This is a genomic window from Leptospira alexanderi serovar Manhao 3 str. L 60 (assembly GCF_000243815.2).
Taxonomy (GTDB): Bacteria; Spirochaetota; Leptospiria; order Leptospirales; family Leptospiraceae; genus Leptospira; species Leptospira alexanderi.
On sequence record NZ_AHMT02000052.1, the window covers coordinates 137,632 to 155,025 of the forward strand.

16 protein-coding genes and 1 pseudogene are annotated in these 17,394 nt (G+C 36.3%); all 17 read left to right on the forward strand.

The window, feature by feature from the left end; genetic code table 11:
- The first annotated feature begins 33 nt into the window (after positions 1-33).
- The 17 genes and pseudogenes from LEP1GSC062_RS16750 (at position 34) to LEP1GSC062_RS16835 (ending at position 17,385) form a co-directional block, all read left to right on the forward strand.
- On the forward strand, positions 34-1,800 hold the full coding sequence (locus tag LEP1GSC062_RS16750; protein WP_020984832.1) for an LIC12162 family transferase: 1,767 nt from the start codon (positions 34-36) through the stop codon (positions 1,798-1,800).
- A gap of 289 nt (positions 1,801-2,089) precedes the next feature.
- Positions 2,090-2,749: a 6-phosphogluconolactonase gene (pgl, locus tag LEP1GSC062_RS16755; RefSeq protein ID WP_020984958.1), complete on the forward strand. Its 660-nt coding sequence runs from the start codon at positions 2,090-2,092 to the stop codon at positions 2,747-2,749.
- Positions 2,750-2,782: 33 nt separating this feature from the next.
- Complete coding sequence (locus tag LEP1GSC062_RS16760) at positions 2,783-3,622, forward strand: FkbM family methyltransferase (RefSeq protein WP_010578352.1); 840 nt, start codon at positions 2,783-2,785, stop codon at positions 3,620-3,622.
- A gap of 147 nt (positions 3,623-3,769) precedes the next feature.
- Positions 3,770-4,537: an HpcH/HpaI aldolase family protein gene (locus tag LEP1GSC062_RS16765; protein ID WP_010578351.1), complete on the forward strand. Its 768-nt coding sequence runs from the start codon at positions 3,770-3,772 to the stop codon at positions 4,535-4,537.
- 28 nt (positions 4,538-4,565) lie between these two features.
- The gene (kdsB, locus tag LEP1GSC062_RS16770) at positions 4,566-5,318 is read left to right on the forward strand and encodes a 3-deoxy-manno-octulosonate cytidylyltransferase (RefSeq protein WP_010578350.1); all 753 of its coding nucleotides are present in this window, start codon (positions 4,566-4,568) and stop codon (positions 5,316-5,318) included.
- A gap of 5 nt (positions 5,319-5,323) precedes the next feature.
- Positions 5,324-6,364 (forward strand): Gfo/Idh/MocA family protein, encoded by a 1,041-nt coding sequence (locus tag LEP1GSC062_RS16775; RefSeq protein WP_020984884.1) that lies wholly within the window; start codon positions 5,324-5,326, stop codon positions 6,362-6,364.
- Positions 6,365-6,388: 24 nt separating this feature from the next.
- Positions 6,389-7,120: an SDR family NAD(P)-dependent oxidoreductase gene (locus LEP1GSC062_RS16780; protein WP_020984929.1), complete on the forward strand. Its 732-nt coding sequence runs from the start codon at positions 6,389-6,391 to the stop codon at positions 7,118-7,120.
- Positions 7,113-8,186, forward strand: coding sequence for an AroB-related putative sugar phosphate phospholyase (cyclizing) (locus LEP1GSC062_RS16785; RefSeq protein WP_020985009.1), 1,074 nt, complete (start codon positions 7,113-7,115; stop codon positions 8,184-8,186). The genes LEP1GSC062_RS16780 and LEP1GSC062_RS16785 overlap by 8 nt, the downstream gene beginning before the upstream one ends.
- Positions 8,187-8,456: 270 nt before the next feature.
- A complete protein-coding gene (locus LEP1GSC062_RS16790; protein WP_020984850.1) occupies positions 8,457-9,419 on the forward strand; it encodes a methyltransferase domain-containing protein in 963 nt (320 codons plus the stop codon).
- A 41-nt stretch (positions 9,420-9,460) separates the two neighbouring features.
- Positions 9,461-10,459 carry a phosphoglycerate dehydrogenase gene (locus LEP1GSC062_RS16795; protein ID WP_010578346.1) on the forward strand — a complete coding sequence of 333 codons (999 nt, stop codon included), beginning with the start codon at positions 9,461-9,463 and terminating at the stop codon, positions 10,457-10,459.
- Positions 10,452-12,344 (forward strand): TIGR04326 family surface carbohydrate biosynthesis protein, encoded by a 1,893-nt coding sequence (locus LEP1GSC062_RS16800; protein ID WP_010578345.1) that lies wholly within the window; start codon positions 10,452-10,454, stop codon positions 12,342-12,344. Before LEP1GSC062_RS16795 ends, LEP1GSC062_RS16800 begins: the two co-directional genes overlap by 8 nt.
- Positions 12,345-12,354: 10 nt before the next feature.
- The gene (gene rfbF / locus LEP1GSC062_RS16805) at positions 12,355-13,119 is read left to right on the forward strand and encodes a glucose-1-phosphate cytidylyltransferase (protein ID WP_010578344.1); all 765 of its coding nucleotides are present in this window, start codon (positions 12,355-12,357) and stop codon (positions 13,117-13,119) included.
- Position 13,120: 1 nt separating this feature from the next.
- Complete coding sequence (gene rfbG / locus LEP1GSC062_RS16810) at positions 13,121-14,212, forward strand: CDP-glucose 4,6-dehydratase (protein WP_010578343.1); 1,092 nt, start codon at positions 13,121-13,123, stop codon at positions 14,210-14,212.
- A 2-nt stretch (positions 14,213-14,214) separates the two neighbouring features.
- Positions 14,215-14,670 carry a dTDP-4-dehydrorhamnose 3,5-epimerase family protein gene (locus LEP1GSC062_RS16815; protein WP_010578342.1) on the forward strand — a complete coding sequence of 152 codons (456 nt, stop codon included), beginning with the start codon at positions 14,215-14,217 and terminating at the stop codon, positions 14,668-14,670.
- Positions 14,667-15,620, forward strand: a complete 954-nt coding sequence (locus tag LEP1GSC062_RS16820; protein WP_020984967.1) for an NAD-dependent epimerase/dehydratase family protein — start codon at positions 14,667-14,669, stop codon at positions 15,618-15,620. Before LEP1GSC062_RS16815 ends, LEP1GSC062_RS16820 begins: the two co-directional genes overlap by 4 nt.
- An 8-nt stretch (positions 15,621-15,628) precedes the next feature.
- Positions 15,629-16,525 carry a glycosyltransferase gene (locus LEP1GSC062_RS16825; RefSeq protein WP_020984953.1) on the forward strand — a complete coding sequence of 299 codons (897 nt, stop codon included), beginning with the start codon at positions 15,629-15,631 and terminating at the stop codon, positions 16,523-16,525.
- A 27-nt stretch (positions 16,526-16,552) separates the two neighbouring features.
- Positions 16,553-17,385 (forward strand): annotated as a pseudogene (locus tag LEP1GSC062_RS16835) (class I SAM-dependent methyltransferase).
- The last annotated feature ends 9 nt before the right edge of the window (positions 17,386-17,394 follow it).

Sequence of the window (17,394 nt, forward strand, 5' to 3'; positions counted from 1 at the left end):
AGCCATTTTATAGTATTACCTAGTCGTTCCTTGATGAAAAGAAGTCTTGTTACCACTGCTTTGGAAGAAACCTGGCCGGGTTTTGATGTTCCTATCTTGTTTTTAGGGGAATGGTGCAAAATCTACAACAGACGCAACATTTGGGAACGATTCGATTCAATAACGTTTCCTTATCATTGGGATGATCGGGAAAAATTTCAGAAAGATTATTTCAAGCTGCAAAGTTTATATGAGGATATTCTTTTACCAAGTGTTAGCCAAAATTTAAATCGAATTCATAATACCGATCGAAGCTTGGAATTTTGGAGGATTTTGGTTGGTCCTTGGTTGGGACTATTCATTCACATAGTATACGACCGTTTCGAATCAATACGTATTTTAAAAGAATCCAGTGACTTCGTTTTACCGCCAAGATTTGTGTACAACGAAGCGGATATCATTCCGAATGGAATGATGGAATTCTATAATTTTTTTGCAAATGATTATTGGAACCAATGGCTCTTTGGTTCTATTTTAGATTTCTTTTTTCAAAGAGATGATACACAATGTTTATTCATTCAGCCGTCTTCGGTTTATCATTCTAGAATATTTCAAAAATCTAAATCTTTTAAGGAAAGATGTAAGGATTATCTTTCTGAATTTCGTGTGAGAAAAAATGAAGCTTTTATTATTGCGGATTATTTTCCTTTAAGATATTCCATTCTTTGGCAATTTAAGCTTAAGCAATTTCCAAGAAAAAGAAGAAATAAGACGCTTGAAGTTTTTGAATTTGATAGGAAAATTCGAAATGATTGGCATCTTCCGCAATTTTCAGATGATAGTTTTTATTCTTTTATAAAGTCCATCTTACCTTTTCAAATCCCCAAAGCATATATAGAAGGATTTGAAAAGGTAAAAGATATTACAAATTCAAAAGAATGGCCTACAAACCCTAAATTTATTTTTACAAGTAATAGTCATGTTGGAGACGATATTTTTAAATTTTGGGCGGCAACAAAAAAAGAAAAAGGAGTTCCATTAATAATATCCCAGCATGGAGGATATTATGGAATAGGAAACATTTCTTTTTTAGAAGATCATGAAAAAAAGATTTCAAATCGCTATCTTACCTGGGGTTGGCATGACGAAGAATATGCAAATGTGATTCCTAATTTTTCTATTAAGATTGCTAATAAAAAAGATATTTGCTATAGCTCTAAGGGTTACGGATTACTTGTGGAACATTGTATGCCTCGTTATAGCTATTGGATACAAAATACGCCTGTGTCAGGCCAAATACTGAGATATTTTGATGATCAATACTCATTTATTAAGCATTTAACTCCAAAAGTAAGATCAAAGTTTTTAATTAAATTATATCCTGATGATTATGATTGGAATCAAAAGGAACGATGGGAAAGTTTATATCTCACTTTGGCGTATGATAGTGGTCAAAAGTCGTTTGAAAGTGTAATGAGAAAAAGTAGGATCTGCGTTACAACCTATAACGCAACTACGTATTTGGAATCTTTGGGGTTAAATATGCCTACTTTAATTTTTTGGAATCCTACTTATTGGGAATTAAGAAAAAGTGCGTTACCTTATTTTCAAATGCTAAAAGATGCGAGTATATTGTTCGAAAGTCCGATCACTGCTGCCACATATTTAAATGAAATATGGGATAATATTGATGATTGGTGGCAAGAAAAGGAAAGACAAAGAATAAGAGGTATTTTTATAGAGAAATATTGTAGAAAAGTTATAAATCCTCTTCGTGTTTTAAATTTAAACTTGGGTCTACGAAAAAATAATCAGTTTTAATACTGAGCATAAATAGTATATAAGAAATCTTTTATCTTTACTTTGAATTTTAATTTCTTAAGGAAATTTTTGAAATAATGTTAGTATTTAATTTGTATGTCGCTAGTTTTCTAAATGCGGTTCAACGTATAGATCTAATAAATTTACGGCTTTCTTGAAGACCATGGGCGTTCTTAAATATGAAGAAATTCTTAAGCTTTATAAAGGTTTATTAGAATAAAATTGATATTACGAAAATAGTCTATGGCTATAATCTTGAATGCAATAATTTCCATCTAATCTAAGTTTCATGTATATTATAAAATTTTTTAACGAGCTGGATTTTTTGAGTCATTGTTTAGATAGAATTAAAGAAATTTCTGAAACCAAAATTCAAAGTAATAATTGTTTTCATATAGTACTTACAGGGGGAGAAACTGCGAAATTACTCTATTCTGAATTGAAGTTTATGAAAACAGATTGGTCAAAATGGTTTTTTTATTTCGGTGATGAAAGATGTGTTCCGAAAGATCATACTGATTCTAATTGGCTGATGGCTGAAAGAGTTTTATTTAAATTTATACCAGTGAATGAAAGACAAATTTTTAGGATACCAGGTCACCTTGGAGCTGAACGAGGAGCCTTGGAGTATTCAAAATCTATTAAATCTATTTCTTCATTCGATTTAGTTCTTCTGGGTTTAGGAGAAGATGGTCATATTGCGAGTTTATTTCCAGAAATGGATTTGTCAAAAGAGGAAGATGCAATTGCTATTTACGATTCTCCGAAACCTCCAATCGAAAGAGTGAGTTTATCTTTGAAGAAAATCAATTCGTCAGAATTTGTGTTTATCATAGCAAAAGGAAAAAAGAAAAGAGAAATCATCGAAAGAATTAAGATGGGTGAGGCCTTACCCGCTACATCTCTTTCTCCTGTAAAATCAGTGGAACTCTATTATTTTTATGACTGATTGCCTATATTGCACGTTATAAAGGACTTTTAAATGACAAAGATCATTAAAGACTGTATTGCCAAAACCGTTTCTTTTATTATTTTTCTATTAAGAAAAACATCGATTGGGAGATTCGTTTTAGAAGTTCTTATTCATAAGTTAATGAATCATGTGGAAGAAGTAAATCATAAAGGAAGAATGTTTTTTACAACGCCGAATGATTTGAATCGATTTAGAGCACGTACGTTTTCAATAAAAGAACCCGAAACGTTGGAGTGGATTGATCAAATTTCCGAAAACTCAGTTTTTTGGGATATCGGGGCTAATGTAGGCTTATATTCGATATATGCTGCAAAGCAGAAAAATGCTAGAGTATTTTCATTTGAGCCTTCCGTTTTTAATTTAGAATTGCTTGTAAGAAATATATTTCTGAATCAGTTATCGGATCGTGTGACAATTGTTCCCTTACCTTTATCGGATCAACTTTCCATTAATAAACTTCGAATGACAAGTATGGACTGGGGTGGAGCGCTTTCTTCTTTTGGAGCCGAGTTCGGTCACGATGGTAAACCTATGGACCAGGTTTTTGAATATAGTCTTATAGGCTTATCTATGGAAGATGTCGTAAATCGATTCAATTTGCCAAATCCGGATTATATCAAAATGGACGTAGATGGAATTGAACATATCATTTTAAAAGGTGGTAAAAATGTTCTGAAAAACGTGAAAGAAATACTTGTGGAGATCAATGAAAATTTTACGGAACAATTCGATATTAGTAGATCCGTCTTAGAGCGCGCCGGTCTTGTTCTTAAAAATAAAGCAGACTCGACGGTATTCAATAGTGGGTCATTTCAAAATACCTACAACCAAATTTGGATACGAAAATAATGATTTTCTAAATCCTGAAAAGGCAAATAAAGTTATGAATCTATTAGATAAGGTAAAAAGTTTTTCAAAATCATTTCAACAGAAATCGATCAAAGTGATTCACCATTTGCTTTATCGATTTGCTGTTCTATTAGAAAAATAATATATATGAATTTTGTAAAAGACAAACTTAAGTCCGGAAAGTTTACGATCGGATCCTGGATGCAGATTCCGAATCCGTCCGTCGCCGAAATTTTAGCAAGTGCCGGTTTTGATTGGATTGCACTAGATCTGGAACACGGTGCGTTTAGTCTGCATCTTCTACCCGATATCTTTAGAGCGATTCGGATCGTAGGAAGCTTGCCCTTTGCGAGAGTCGCTCAAAATCATCCGAAAGATATCAAACAGGCTTTGGATGCGGGAGCGGCAGGGATCATTGTCCCCATGATAGAGACGGCCGAACAGACGAGAAACTTTCTATCCTGGAGCAGTTATCCACCGAACGGAACTCGAGGTGTGGGGTATTCGAACGCGAATTTGTTCGGCAAACACTTTGATTCTTATTCCAGAATTATTAATTCCGATCTAGTTCGTATTATTCAAATCGAAAGCATAAAAGCATTGGATGAAATTGATTCTATTCTTTCTGTAAAGGGCATTGATGCTATGATGATCGGGCCGTATGATTTATCCGGTTCGATGGGGCTAACCGGGCAATTTGATCATCCCGATTTTTTAAAGGCTGTTCAGGATTTGCAAAAAGCCGCCGAAAGAAATCAAATTCCGTTAGGAACGCATGTGATCCAGGCCGATTTTCAGAAGGTCAGGGACGAGATTCGAAGTGGAAAAAAATTTATCGCATATTCAACCGACGCGATCATGTTAAACACTCAAGCTAATTTGAATTTTAAAGAATTAGATAATTTGAATTCATAAATTAAGGAATATTGAAATAGAGATCAATATGAGAACGATAGCGATATTGCCTGCAAGAATGGCTTCTTCCAGGTTTCCTAATAAACCATTGGTAAAAATTTCCGGATTGGAAATGATCGAACACGTTCGAAGAAGAGTAGAAATGTCCTCATCTATTCATGAGGTGATCGTAGCGACTTGTGACGATAGTATCAAACAAAGGGTGGAGTTTTTCGGTGGCAAAGCGGTCATGACTTCCGACGTACATCGTGGTTGTATCGATCGGGTTGCGGAAGCCGCCCTTTATGTAAAGGGAGATATCATTATTGTGGTGCAGGGGGATGAGCCTTTGATTCTTCCTTCCATGTTGGACGATTTGGTAAAGCCGATGCTGGAAGATCAATCGATTTACTGTACTAATCTTGTGACAAAAATCGTAGACGAAGAAGAGTTTCAAAGTCCGAACGCTCCTAAGGTCGTGGTGAATAAAAATTGGGATCTTCTTTACGCTTCGAGAGAGCCAATTCCATCTCGAAAAAAATATCCAAATGAAGATTACTTAAAATTAAAACAACTGGGTGTTATCGCATTTCGAAATGATTTTTTAAAAACTTTCGCTGAATTAGCTCCAACCCCACTGGAAATCATCGAATCGGTGGATATGAATCGAGCTGTTGAGCATGGGTATAAGGTGCGAATGGTTCTCACGGAAGGTACTATGATCGGAGTAGACGTTCCGGATGATGTTTCTAGAGTAGAATTGGCTTTCAAAACAGATTTATTGCTATCAAAATATTTGTAATAATCATGGAAAAACTCAAAGTCGGAATCGCAGGATACGGGGTCGTTGGAAAACGCAGACATCAATTTATAAAACAAAATTCTAATCTGATTGTTACAGCCATTTGTGATAAGAGCTTTCAGGATGGTGTAAATGCATTAGAAAATTTAAAAGTGTATCAAAGGTTTTATGATTTAATTCAAAAGGAGGACTTAGATATTCTCTTCGTATGCTTAACCAATGATGTCGCCGCAGAAGCGACTATCCTTGGTCTAAAAAAAAGTTTACACGTTTTCTGCGAAAAACCGCCCGGGAGAAATCTGCGAGAAATTGAAGAAGTTCGCGAAGTCGAAAAACAATCTCCAGCCTTAAAGTTAAAATACGGTTTTAATCATAGATATCACGATTCGATTAGAGAAGCATTGAAAATTGTCACTTCCGGTAAAATGGGAAAAGTGATCAATATTCGTGGTATTTATGGAAAGTCGGTAATTGTAAACGTTGCCGACGGATGGAGAGCAAATCGAGAAATTGCGGGGGGTGGAATTCTCTTAGACCAAGGGATTCATATGGTGGATTTGATTCGTCTTTTTGCAGGTGAGATGGAAGAAGTCAAAAGTTATATTTCTAATAGTTACTGGAATTTAAACGTGGAAGACAATGCGTTTGCTTTAATGAAGTCTGAATCTGGTGTGATTGTTCAGTTTCAATCTACTGCGACAGAATGGCGGCATCGATTCAACCTGCAAATCAATATGGGAGAAGGAAGTCTTGTGCTCGCGGGAATTTTATCCGGATCAAAATCATACGGGCAAGAAACGCTTACGATTTATCCGAAGGATTTGGAATCGGGCGGGAATCCTAGAATTGAGATGATCAATTATTTGGAAGATAATTCGTGGAGAGATGAAATCAACGAATTTACTGATCATATCCTCAAAAACGAATCCGTAAAAACTGGTTCTAGCTTGGATGCGTATCAGACTATGAAATTGGTATATCAAATTTATTATGCGGATCCGGTTTGGCGTGAGAAGTTCTCCGTCTCTAACCCGGACAGAAAATAGTTTGGGTTTTATTAAAATATCAAGATGCAAATTTCGTATAAAGAAAAAGTAATTCTAGTAACTGGAGGAAGTAGGGGAATCGGAAGGCAGCTTGCGACTGAATTTTTGGAATTAGGTGGAAGGGTTATGATTACCGGCACTTCGACTGAGTTAAGTGAAGAACTTCTGCATCCTAACTTAACTTACTATTCCGTGGATTTTCAAAACAGAGATGCTTTGAAAAGGTTTATCGGTTATTTGGAGGGTTTGGAAAAAATTGATGTATGTGTTAATAATGCGGGAATCAATCGAATTAATTATATCGAGAACACCTTGGAACAAGACTGGGACGATATGCAAAGCGTGAATGTGAATGCACCTTTTTTTATTACAAGATCCGTTTCTCGAATTATGAAAAAAAACTTATATGGAAGAATTGTTAATATTGCTTCAATTTTCGGTTCAGTAAGTAGGGAAAAAAGGAGCATTTATACGATGACTAAATATGCGGTTCGCGGTCTAACTGTGTCTAGCTCTAATGAATTAGCAAAGTATAATGTACTGGTAAACACGGTTTCACCCGGATTTGTCTTGACTGACTTGACTAAAAAAAATTTAAGTGAATCGGAAATTAAACAGATAGAATTACAAATTCCCATTGGTAGGTTGGCTAGACCGGAAGAAATGGCGAAAGTAGTTTTATTTTTAGCCAGCGATTACAATACTTATTTAACCGGACAGAATATTATTGTCGATGGTGGGTTTGTCAATGTTTGACGCAATCCGAATCAAATCGTCTCAGAAGGATTACGAAGTTCTATTTACGGAAAGCATTTTTGATATCTTGGAAGGTTTGATTCAAGAAGGGGCGTTCCTTGTCGTAGATAGTAAAATCCATTCTATTTATTTTAAGAATCGAATTGCACCGGGAATACTCGGAAAAAAACTTTTTTTAATCAATGCAGAGGAAAAAAATAAAAATATCGAATCTTCGCAAAAGTTGATCGAGAGTTTAGTAGCAAATGGAGTAAAGCGAAATAGTAAAATTGTCTCTGTTGGGGGCGGAATCACACAGGATATCGTTTGTTTTACTGCGTCGATCCTTTTTCGGGGAGTTCCTTGGATTTTCATTCCAACCACTTTACTCGCCCAGGCGGATAGTTGTATTGGTGGAAAGTCTTCTATCAATTTTCAAAATATAAAGAACCTTATAGGGACATTTTATCCTCCGGATAAAATTTATATAGATCCTACATTTCTAAATTCACTTACGGAAGATGATATCAAATCTGGTATCGGTGAAATGTATCACTATTATTTGCATAGTGCTTCCGCATTGACTAAAGATTTACATTTGAAGCGAAGTGAAGTTTTTTCGAATCGGACGGCACTTGTGAAGTTCATCCGTGAAAGTCTCTCCATAAAAAAACGAATCATTGAAATCGATGAATTTGATTGTGGAGAACGACGTAAATTCAATTATGGACATACATTTGGCCATGCGATTGAAGCACTGACGAATTACGAAATCAACCATGGTCAAGCCGTTACAGTCGGAATGGATCTCGCTAATTTTCTTTCTAGCAAATTGGGTTTAATGAGTGAAAAAGAGTATCAATCGCTGAAAATTCTATTAAAAGCAAATTTTCCCGATTTTCGTTTTTCCGATTTTTCAATCAATGAGTATTGTAATCTTCTTCAAAAAGACAAAAAAAACGTAAATTCCAACCTGGCGTGTATCTTGAGCAAAGGTATTGGAAAATTGGAAGTTTACGAATTGGAATTGAATTCTAAAAATCGAGACTTGATTTCGGATTACTTTGCTATTGAGTATTTTCGTTAATTCGGTTCTGGCGATACGAGGATAAGTGAAAAATAACTCGTTTGTAAGATATTTCGAATCTGTATTCCGTTGGTCCTGTTTGAAAATATTCTCACATCGTAAAATTGATCGAATTTCGAATTTTTTCGTAATGTCCCCTCGAATGAATCGAGATGAAAGAGGCTATGGGTATTGTTAGTACATTCGTAAAGTATAGTTTTTTTAATTTACTACCTTATTTACTTTCGGAAATATACTTCCATCAAAGTAAATTCGAGAACTTGTTTTAAAATGAAAGAAAACGAAATACGTCCCAAAGAACTACTTACTCGGTATTTGAATCTTGTCGAGTCGGATTCGAAAAAACTGGATAAAACTCGATTCTTAACAGTTCTTTGTCCGGCTTGCGGATCCGATCAATATAGAAAACATATTCAAAAAAATAACTATAGTTACGTTTTATGTGAAGGATGTGGTAGTTTGTTTTGTAACCCTAGACCTTCCGAGAAAATTTTGGATGACTTTTACAAAACGGCGGAGTCCTCCCGGTTTTGGTCGGATGTATTTTTTCCAACCGTGGCCGAGTCCAGAAGAGAGAAGTTATTTAAACCAAAAGCTGAAAGAATATTCGAATATTTTAAAAAAGAAAATTTCGAGCCTACAAAAATTTGCGACGTAGGTTCCGGATACGGTATTTTTTTAGAAGAAGTTCGTCGTTTTTTTGTAAATTCTGAGATTTTCGGAATCGAACCCTCTCCTGAGATGGCTAAAATTTCCTCAAAAAAAGGGATTCAAACGTTGAACGCGACTGCCGAAGATTCTGCTGAATGGTCGGGTAGATTCGATTTAGTGATTTCCTCGGAAGTGGTCGAGCACGTTTTTTCAGTTTCGAAATTTATAAGTTCAATTTTTAATTTAGTAAAACCGAACGGTTATTGTCTTTTAACCGGGCTTGGTTATGAGGGTTTTGATATTCTTACCCTTCAGGGGCGATCGAACAGTATTTTTCCCCCACATCATCTGAATTTTATGAGTATCCGTGGCTTTGAAATCGCTTTTAAGAATGCCGGTTTTTCGAAAGTGGAAGTGTTCACTCCAGGAGAGTTGGATGTGGATATTGTATTGAACAGTGGTTTTGAAAACGAATTCATTCGAGTATTAAAAGAAAGGGGAATCGAAGCGATTTCTGAATTTCAGTCTTTTCTTAAAAAGCACAAACTAAGCTCGCATATTTGGATTTTCGCAAGAAAGTGAACGTATATTTAATTTTTTAAATATTAAAATAATAAATTATTATGAAATCTTACAAGATATTTATATCCACATATCCTTTCGGATATTATAACCCCGAACCGATGGAAATCCTGAATCAATCAGGTTGGGAGATCGTTACCAATCCCTTAAAACGAAAACTTACCCCCCTAGAGGTTTCAGAATTTGCAAAAGAGGTTGATGGAATTATCGCAGGCACTGAGGATTTGACTCCTCTCATTCATAAAAATCGGAATTTAAAAATCATTTCCAGAGTCGGGATCGGTTTGGATTCGGTTCCTTTGAATCTTTGCAAAGAAAGAGATATCGCGGTGGCGTACACCCCAGATGCGGTAACCATGGCAGTAGTGGAATTGACGATTGGCCTCATGATTTCCTCCACGCGAAAAGTATTTCTCGCTCATCAAGAATTAAAAATAGGAGGTTGGTCCAGATTTACTGGAAAACGTCTGGGTGAATCCACGATTGGTATTGTCGGTGTCGGAAGAGTCGGTTTGAATGTGATTCGAATTTTGTCGGAATTTAAGCCGAAGTTGATTTTAATCAACGATCTTAAGGATAAAAAAAAGGAAGTTTCCGAAATATTGGATTCCAAAAACATTCCCTATCAATTCACGGAGAAAGAGGAGATTTATTCCTGTTCGGATATTGTTTCTTTACACATCCCCCTCTCTCACAAAACCAAAAACTTAATCGGAAAAAGAGAATTCGATCTTTTTTCAAAGGATTCCTTTTTGATCAATACCGCGAGAGGTGGTATCGTAAACGAAAACGACTTATACGACGTTTTAAAATCCAATCGAATCGCCGGTGCGGCGATCGACGTTTTCGAACAGGAACCATATAAGGGAAATTTAATAGAGTTGGATAATATCATTCTCACCGAACATATGGGATCTTGTTCCTATGATTGCAGGCTTTTGATGGAAAAAGGTGCCGCCGAGGAAATCATCCGTTTTTTTCGGGGAGAGACTTTGTTAAATCCTGTCCCCGAAGAAGAGTATCAAAATCAGATTGTCTAAATTCACTTTCAATCAGGAATCCATTTTAATTTGGGATCATGCGGGGAACAATGCGCCCGAATTTTCGGGTAGTATTTATCTTTGGAAAAATTATTCCGAGAACATTTCGGCAAATCACTTTTCAATTCCGAAATATGTGGATCAAAATCGATTTCGTCTGAGAGATAAGTATAATTCTCTTTTGTATCGCTTAGGGGAGGTTCAACTTAAAAATAAAAGAATCATAGATTGGCTGGAGATTCGACCGAATTTTAGCTTTTGGTGGATGACATTGATTGTGGAAAGCAATTATGGCAAATCCACTTTTATGGCTAGTGTGATTAAATTGTTGGCCTTAGAGGAAATTCTATATCACAAAAAGGTTTCTGAAATTTTTCTGAATTCTTCTGATTCAAATATGCATAAAGTGGTTCATAAGTTTTGCAAGGAAAAGGGGATTCAATTCTTTTCTTTTTCCGAGAAAAACTCGAAGACCAATAATGGGGAGTGGAATCTACGGCAAGGATACGATAATCTGCCTTATTTTTTAAAAGCAAGTATTACTTTTTTACGTTATATTAATTTGGTGTGGGGTTTACGAAAACAGAAAGTTCCTAAAGAAAAAATGCAAGATTCAAATTTCGTTATTTTTGATTATTTCTTTCATTTACGATTGGATTCGAAAAATCTCAAGTTATTCAGGTCGAATTATTGGACAGATTTAATTGACGTTTTGCGAAACGCAAAGGCCAGGATATTTTGGTCGCACATATTTGTTCGCCATAGCCTAATTCCGAATTCACAAGAAGGCGTTTCTGTATTAGAGAGTTTTAATCAAAATGAAACTGAAATTCACAGTTTTTTGGAAGGATATATTGATTTTAGAGTATTACTAAAAACTTTTTGGGATTATTTAAGAATCAATTGGATTCGATTGTTCATTCGAAATTTTAGATTTTTTTGTAGAACTGAGATTTTATCTTTTGACCTTTGGCCGATTCTTAGAAGTGATTTTTTAGATTCTTTGAGCGGATCAATGTCAGTTCAAAATCTATTTTTACTCAACCTTATTGAAAAAAATTTAGAGAATATTTCCGGTCCTAAAAAAGGAATATACCTCCAAGAAAATCAGGCTTGGGAAAGTGCACTGATTTATATCTGGAAGTCCAGGAATATTGGATCTTTGATCGGCGTGCCTCACGCGACTGTGCGATTTTGGGATCTAAGATATTTTTCCGATTATAGAAACTACGACTCGAATTGTAAGAACTCGATGCCTTTACCTGATAAAGTTGCATTGAATGGGAATGCGTCTTTAAATGCATATAAAGAAGGAAAGTATCCACAAGATAGAATTACAGAAGTGGAAGCTTTACGCTATTTAGAAATTGAAAAAGATACAAGGAATATAAAGAAAGATAAGAACAGAAATATATCAAATGTAAAAGTTCTGATTCTTACGGATTACTTACCCAAAGTAACACGACTACAATTGCGGATGTTGATGGACGCGTTACCACTTTTGAATCTTGAATTCGAGTTTATTTTAAAGCCACATCCTGCGTGTCCAGTTTACGAAAGAGAGTTTCCCTTTCTCCAATTAAAGGTCTTTCAAGAGCCGATAGTAAATTTACTGAAAGATGCCGATATAGTTTATACGAGTAATATTACTTCAGCGGCGGTTGATGCTTATTGTTTTGGAGTTCCCGTAATTTCAGTGTTAGATGGTAGTTCGTTAAATATGAGTCCGTTGTTGGGAATGGACCATGTAACTTTTGTTTCAACTCATCAGGAACTATCCAGAGCTTTACAAAAAGACTTTGGCATTTCCGTAAAAAAAAGAAAGGCCTTTTTTTGTTTAGATCCAAATTTAACCAAATGGAAAAAACTTTTAAGAATCGAGTAAGGTTGGAAAAATGAAAACAGTAATACTTTGTGGTGGTTTGGGAACTCGTCTGAGTGAAGAGACTACGATAAAGCCGAAGCCGATGGTTGAAATTGCTGGGAAACCGATTCTTTGGCATATCATGAAAATTTACGAGCACTATGGGTTTGGTGATTTTGTACTCGCACTTGGTTATAAAGGAGAAGTGATCAAAGATTATTTTTTGAATTATCATGCGAGAATGAGCGATCTTACCGTAAGTTTAAAATCCGGAACTGTGGATTATTCTAATCCAACGGCGGAAGACTGGAAAGTTCAATTGATCGAAACTGGGGCTTTGACGATGACTGGGGGAAGGTTGCTACGATTGAAAAATCATTTGAAGGAAACCTTTATGGTAACATACGGAGATGGAGTATCGGACGTGGATATTCAAAAGCTTGTAAGTTTTCATAAGTCGCATGGAAAGCTCGCGACTGTAACGGCTGTCAGACCGCCGGTTCGATTTGGAGAGTTATCGATTTCCGGAGATCAAGTCATTCGATTTCAAGAAAAACCTCAGGCGGAAGAAGGATGGATCAATGGAGGGTTTTTCGTTTTTGAACCTGAGATACTAAATTATATTGAAGATGAATCTACGATGTTGGAAAGAGCTCCTTTAGAAAAGCTTGCAAAGTTAGGCCAGCTGATGTCGTTTCGCCATCCTGGTTATTGGCAATGTATGGATACTCTGAGAGATAAGCAGACTTTAGAAGAGTTGTGGTTACAGAATAAGGCTCCTTGGAAATTGAGCTAGCATGTTTGAGAATATATACAAAAATAAGAAAGTACTCGTAACTGGACATACGGGATTTAAAGGATCTTGGCTAGTCATTTGGTTGCAATCTTTGGGCGCGGAAGTGGCCGGATATTCTCTTGATGTCCCTACTTCGCCGAATCATTTTGAATTGCTTAGTTTGGATAAAAGGATCAAGGATTACCGAGGGGATGTTCGCGATCGAAGTAAGTTTTCCACTGTTATAGACGAGTTCAAACCCGAGATTATTTTTCACATGGCCGCACAGGCATTGGTAAGAAAGTCTTACCAGGATCCAGTTGGAACATTTGAAACCAACGTTATGGGTATGGTGAATTTATTGGATATCATCCGTACTAAATCGTTTGTGGAAGTTGTCGTTTTGATAACCAGCGACAAAGCATATAGAAACAACGAGTGGTGTTGGGGTTATCGTGAAACGGATGTTTTAGGCGGCCATGATCCTTATAGCAGTTCTAAAAGCTGTGCGGATCTAATTGCACAATCATATTATTATTCTTTTCTTAAGGATACAAAAACGAAAATTGCGATTACAAGAGCAGGTAACGTTATCGGGGGAGGAGATTGGGCTGCCGATAGGATCGTTCCGGATTGTATTCGTGCTTGGTCGAAAGATGAGTCCGTCGTCATTCGAAGTCCTTTGGCAACTCGTCCTTGGCAACACGTATTGGAACCTTTGAGTGGTTATTTACTGTTGGGTGAAAAATTATATGTTGGTCAAGAGGAATTGATTGGAGAGGCATTTAACTTCGGTCCAGATGCAAGTATCGATCAGACGGTTTCAGAATTGTTAAATGCAATGACGAAAAGATGGCCCGGAGTTCGATGGGAAGTTCCAGAAGGGTATGAAGGTGGAGGTAAAGAAGCCAACCTTCTGAAACTTTCCTGCGACAAGGTATTATTTCATTTGAAATGGAAGTCGGTTCTGGATTTTTCCGAAACTGTGGACTTTACGGTTAACTGGTATAGAAACTGGGTGGAGAAAAAAGAAAACGTTTATGATTTCACTCTTTCGCAGATTCATCTTTATTGTCAGTTGGCTTCTAAAAAGAATTACGTTTGGACTCATTAAGAATGAATGAAGTGCTTTTAGAAGGTATAGTAATCACCTCGTTGAAAGAAATATTCGATCCGAAAGGATCTGTCCTACATATGATTCGCGTCGATGATCCTGAATATAACGGATTCGGCGAATGTTATTTTTCGGAAGTTAATCCCGGTTCTATAAAAGCATGGAAAATTCATAAAAAACAAACGCAAAATTTTGCGGTTCCCTCAGGGAAGATTAGGTTGATTCTTTTTGATTCTCGAGAGGATTCAAAGACGAAAGGTAAGGTTCAAGAAATCATTTTAGGAAGACCAGGAAATTATCAAAGAGTTAAAATTCCCCCTCGAATTTGGTACGGTTTTACTTGTGTTTCTAAAGAGAAGGCATTCGTTGCAAACTTTACGGACATGCCACACGATCCGGCTGAGTCTGAGCGTTTACCGGAATATGATCCGCTCATTCCATTTACTTGGGGCCAATGACTCGAAAGAGAATATTGGTCACCGGTTCTTCTGGATTTTTAGGGGGAAGAATAGCGAAATATTTCGGAACGTTAAACGAATTCGAATTAATTTTGGGGACGACTAAAAACTTTCAGTTACCGAATTATATCCGATCCGGGAAAGTAATTTTAATCGATTGGAATTCACAGACCTCGTTAGAATCGGTTTGCGAAAACGTGGAGTATGTCATTCATTGTGCGGGGATAAACGCTCAAGATGCGACAAAAGATCCACAAAAAGCTTTCGAATTTAACGGACATGTTACCGGACGATTGATGGACGCGGCTATTAAGAATCGTTCCTTTAAGTTCATCTATGTTTCAACGGCTCATGTATATGGAAATCCTTTGATAGGAAATATTTCGGAAAATTCTCCTCTTACAAATCAACATCCTTATGCCATGAGTAATGTGGCGGGAGAAAGGGAAGTAAGTGATCGTAATGTTTTGGGTGGAATTTTCGGGATCAACATTCGATTATCCAACGCCTTTGGAGCGCCGGTAGATCCGAACGTCAATTGTTGGATGTTGCTCATAAATGAACTTTGCAAACAAGCGGTTATGACGCGAAGAATGATACTTAAAACTTCCGGAGTACAAAGAAGGGATTTTATTTCCATTCAAGACGTATGTTTAGCGGTTCGTCATCTTTTGAGAATACAATCGGATCATAAAGATGATACTTATAATGTCGGCGGTGGAATGTCTTTGACTGTATGGGAAATGGCGAATTTAGTCCGGGAGCGTTGTAAACAAATTCTTGGTTTTTTACCTGAATTGGAAAGAGTTGAGCCTGAAAAGAACGAAGTCCCGGTAGATTTTAACTACGATATTACGAAACTTCTTTCAACTGGATTCCGTCATTCGGAAACGTTTGTATCTGAAATTGATGATCTGTTAATTTTCTGTAAGTTGCATTTCAAAGGTTAAATTTTTTTATGAGTCCGCTCGTTTCAGTCGTCATTCCAACCTATAACCACGCTGATTTTTTGAAATTATCCTTGGCATCAGTTGTAAATCAGACGTATCCGCATTGGGAAGCGATCATAATCGACAATCATTCGAACGATAATACGGATGAAGTTGTTTCTTCCTTTCGAGATTCTAGAATTCGCTTAACAAAAATAAAAAACAATGGCGTGATATCCGCCTCTCGGAACATGGGGATCAGAGAAGCTAAAGGAGATTGGATTTCCTTTTTGGATTCGGACGATTTATGGTTTCCGAATAAATTGGAGCGGGTGATTTTTGAGATCCGAAAATTAAAAGGTGAAATCGATGTGCTTTGCAATGACGAATATATGGTTCATCTTAAAACAAAAAAGAAAACGATTTTAAATTACGGACCTTTTGAAGATGATTTCTACCGAAAAATGTTGTTTTATGGGAACAGACTTTCTACATCCGCGACTACTGTCGGAAAAAAATTTTTGAAAGAAAAAGGATTACTGTTCAGTGAAAATCCAGAATTTGTTACGGTCGAAGATTATGACCTTTGGCTTCGATTGGCAAAAGAGAAGGCTAGGTTTCTGTTTATTCCCGAAGTTTTAGGCGAATATACGATTCACGGTTTTAACCAATCGGCTTCTCTTGAAAGACATTTGAGTCATCTTGAAAATTTAATTCAACACCATGTATTTCATCTCCAGGATTTTGAAAAAGACAAAGGTCGACTTTGGAAGAAGTTTCAGACGAAGTTGGCGTTTGACAAGGCGCTCGTTTACTTTCGAGAAAAAAAAGTTTTGTTTGCCATCCTTTTGATGTTTAGAACTTTTTTTGGATCACCTTCGGTTTTTTTATCTTTATTTGTCGCTAAACTGAATTACAAATTTTGAATTCTATCTCTCTCATATGGTGGAAAAATGGAAAGTATATTAAAACTTCTGAATTTATCTAAGGACGGAATTTACTCTGCCGAAATCCCTTCTTCCGAGCAGGAAGTTGAATTGAAAATGAGAAGCGAGGTCGCTTCCAAAGAATATTCGAATTATTACGAAGTTATTTCCAAAAATCATTCAATTCCGGTGATGGATCGAGAAGTAAAAAAATTTTTAAAAAAGATAAAACACAACGGTATTATCTTGGATATTGGCGGTTGTTGGGGTTGACATTGGAGAAATATTCCAAAAGAAAGACCTGATGTGAAAGTAGTGGTTATAGATTTCTTGCGAGAAAATTTAAATCACGCGAAAATTTTTTTGGGGAATTCCATTGGAAAACATGTTTATCTAATACATGCCGATGCTACGTCGTTGCCGTTTCAAGATCAGATTTTTGACGGAGTTTGGACCGTACAAACCTTTCAACATATTCCCAATTTTAAAAAAGCCTGTAGTGAAGCGTTTCGAGTGCTGAAAAAGGAAGGAACATTTATCAACTATTCTTTAAGCTCAACTCCTATGAATCGTATTGTTTATTTCTTGCTTAGAAAAAAATTTCATCAAGAAGGAAAGGTGGAAGGAAGTTTCTTTTTGAATAGGGCTAACGTCGCACAAAAAAAAATCCTGGTAGATCTCTATGGTAAGCAAAACGTAATGGAAGGTTATTCTGAATGTTTTTTCATCCTGATTTTAGGTTGACTTTCAGTGGTAGAAAAAATAGTTTTTTTGGAATTTTGGATTATTACTATTCTAAAATTTATTGGTTCAATTCCTTTCTGGCCCGTCAGAAAAGTTTTACAGCTACTCGCAGATAATTTTTAATC

What these genes read in the sequence shown, in the direction of transcription:
- pgl (WP_020984958.1), top strand. Translation starts at nt 2,090, where the DNA reads ATGTATATTATAAAATTTTTTAACGAGCTGGATTTTTTGAGTCATTGT.
- LEP1GSC062_RS16750 (WP_020984832.1), top strand. Translation starts at nt 34, where the DNA reads ATGAAAAGAAGTCTTGTTACCACTGCTTTGGAAGAAACCTGGCCGGGT.
- LEP1GSC062_RS16820 (WP_020984967.1), top strand. Translation starts at nt 14,667, where the DNA reads ATGACTCGAAAGAGAATATTGGTCACCGGTTCTTCTGGATTTTTAGGG.
- rfbG (WP_010578343.1), top strand. Translation starts at nt 13,121, where the DNA reads ATGTTTGAGAATATATACAAAAATAAGAAAGTACTCGTAACTGGACAT.
- LEP1GSC062_RS16790 (WP_020984850.1), top strand. Translation starts at nt 8,457, where the DNA reads ATGAAAGAAAACGAAATACGTCCCAAAGAACTACTTACTCGGTATTTG.
- LEP1GSC062_RS16795 (WP_010578346.1), top strand. Translation starts at nt 9,461, where the DNA reads ATGAAATCTTACAAGATATTTATATCCACATATCCTTTCGGATATTAT.
- LEP1GSC062_RS16785 (WP_020985009.1), top strand. Translation starts at nt 7,113, where the DNA reads ATGTTTGACGCAATCCGAATCAAATCGTCTCAGAAGGATTACGAAGTT.
- LEP1GSC062_RS16780 (WP_020984929.1), top strand. Translation starts at nt 6,389, where the DNA reads ATGCAAATTTCGTATAAAGAAAAAGTAATTCTAGTAACTGGAGGAAGT.
- LEP1GSC062_RS16825 (WP_020984953.1), top strand. Translation starts at nt 15,629, where the DNA reads ATGAGTCCGCTCGTTTCAGTCGTCATTCCAACCTATAACCACGCTGAT.
- LEP1GSC062_RS16760 (WP_010578352.1), top strand. Translation starts at nt 2,783, where the DNA reads ATGACAAAGATCATTAAAGACTGTATTGCCAAAACCGTTTCTTTTATT.
- LEP1GSC062_RS16815 (WP_010578342.1), top strand. Translation starts at nt 14,215, where the DNA reads ATGAATGAAGTGCTTTTAGAAGGTATAGTAATCACCTCGTTGAAAGAA.
- LEP1GSC062_RS16765 (WP_010578351.1), top strand. Translation starts at nt 3,770, where the DNA reads ATGAATTTTGTAAAAGACAAACTTAAGTCCGGAAAGTTTACGATCGGA.
- rfbF (WP_010578344.1), top strand. Translation starts at nt 12,355, where the DNA reads ATGAAAACAGTAATACTTTGTGGTGGTTTGGGAACTCGTCTGAGTGAA.
- LEP1GSC062_RS16775 (WP_020984884.1), top strand. Translation starts at nt 5,324, where the DNA reads ATGGAAAAACTCAAAGTCGGAATCGCAGGATACGGGGTCGTTGGAAAA.
- kdsB (WP_010578350.1), top strand. Translation starts at nt 4,566, where the DNA reads ATGAGAACGATAGCGATATTGCCTGCAAGAATGGCTTCTTCCAGGTTT.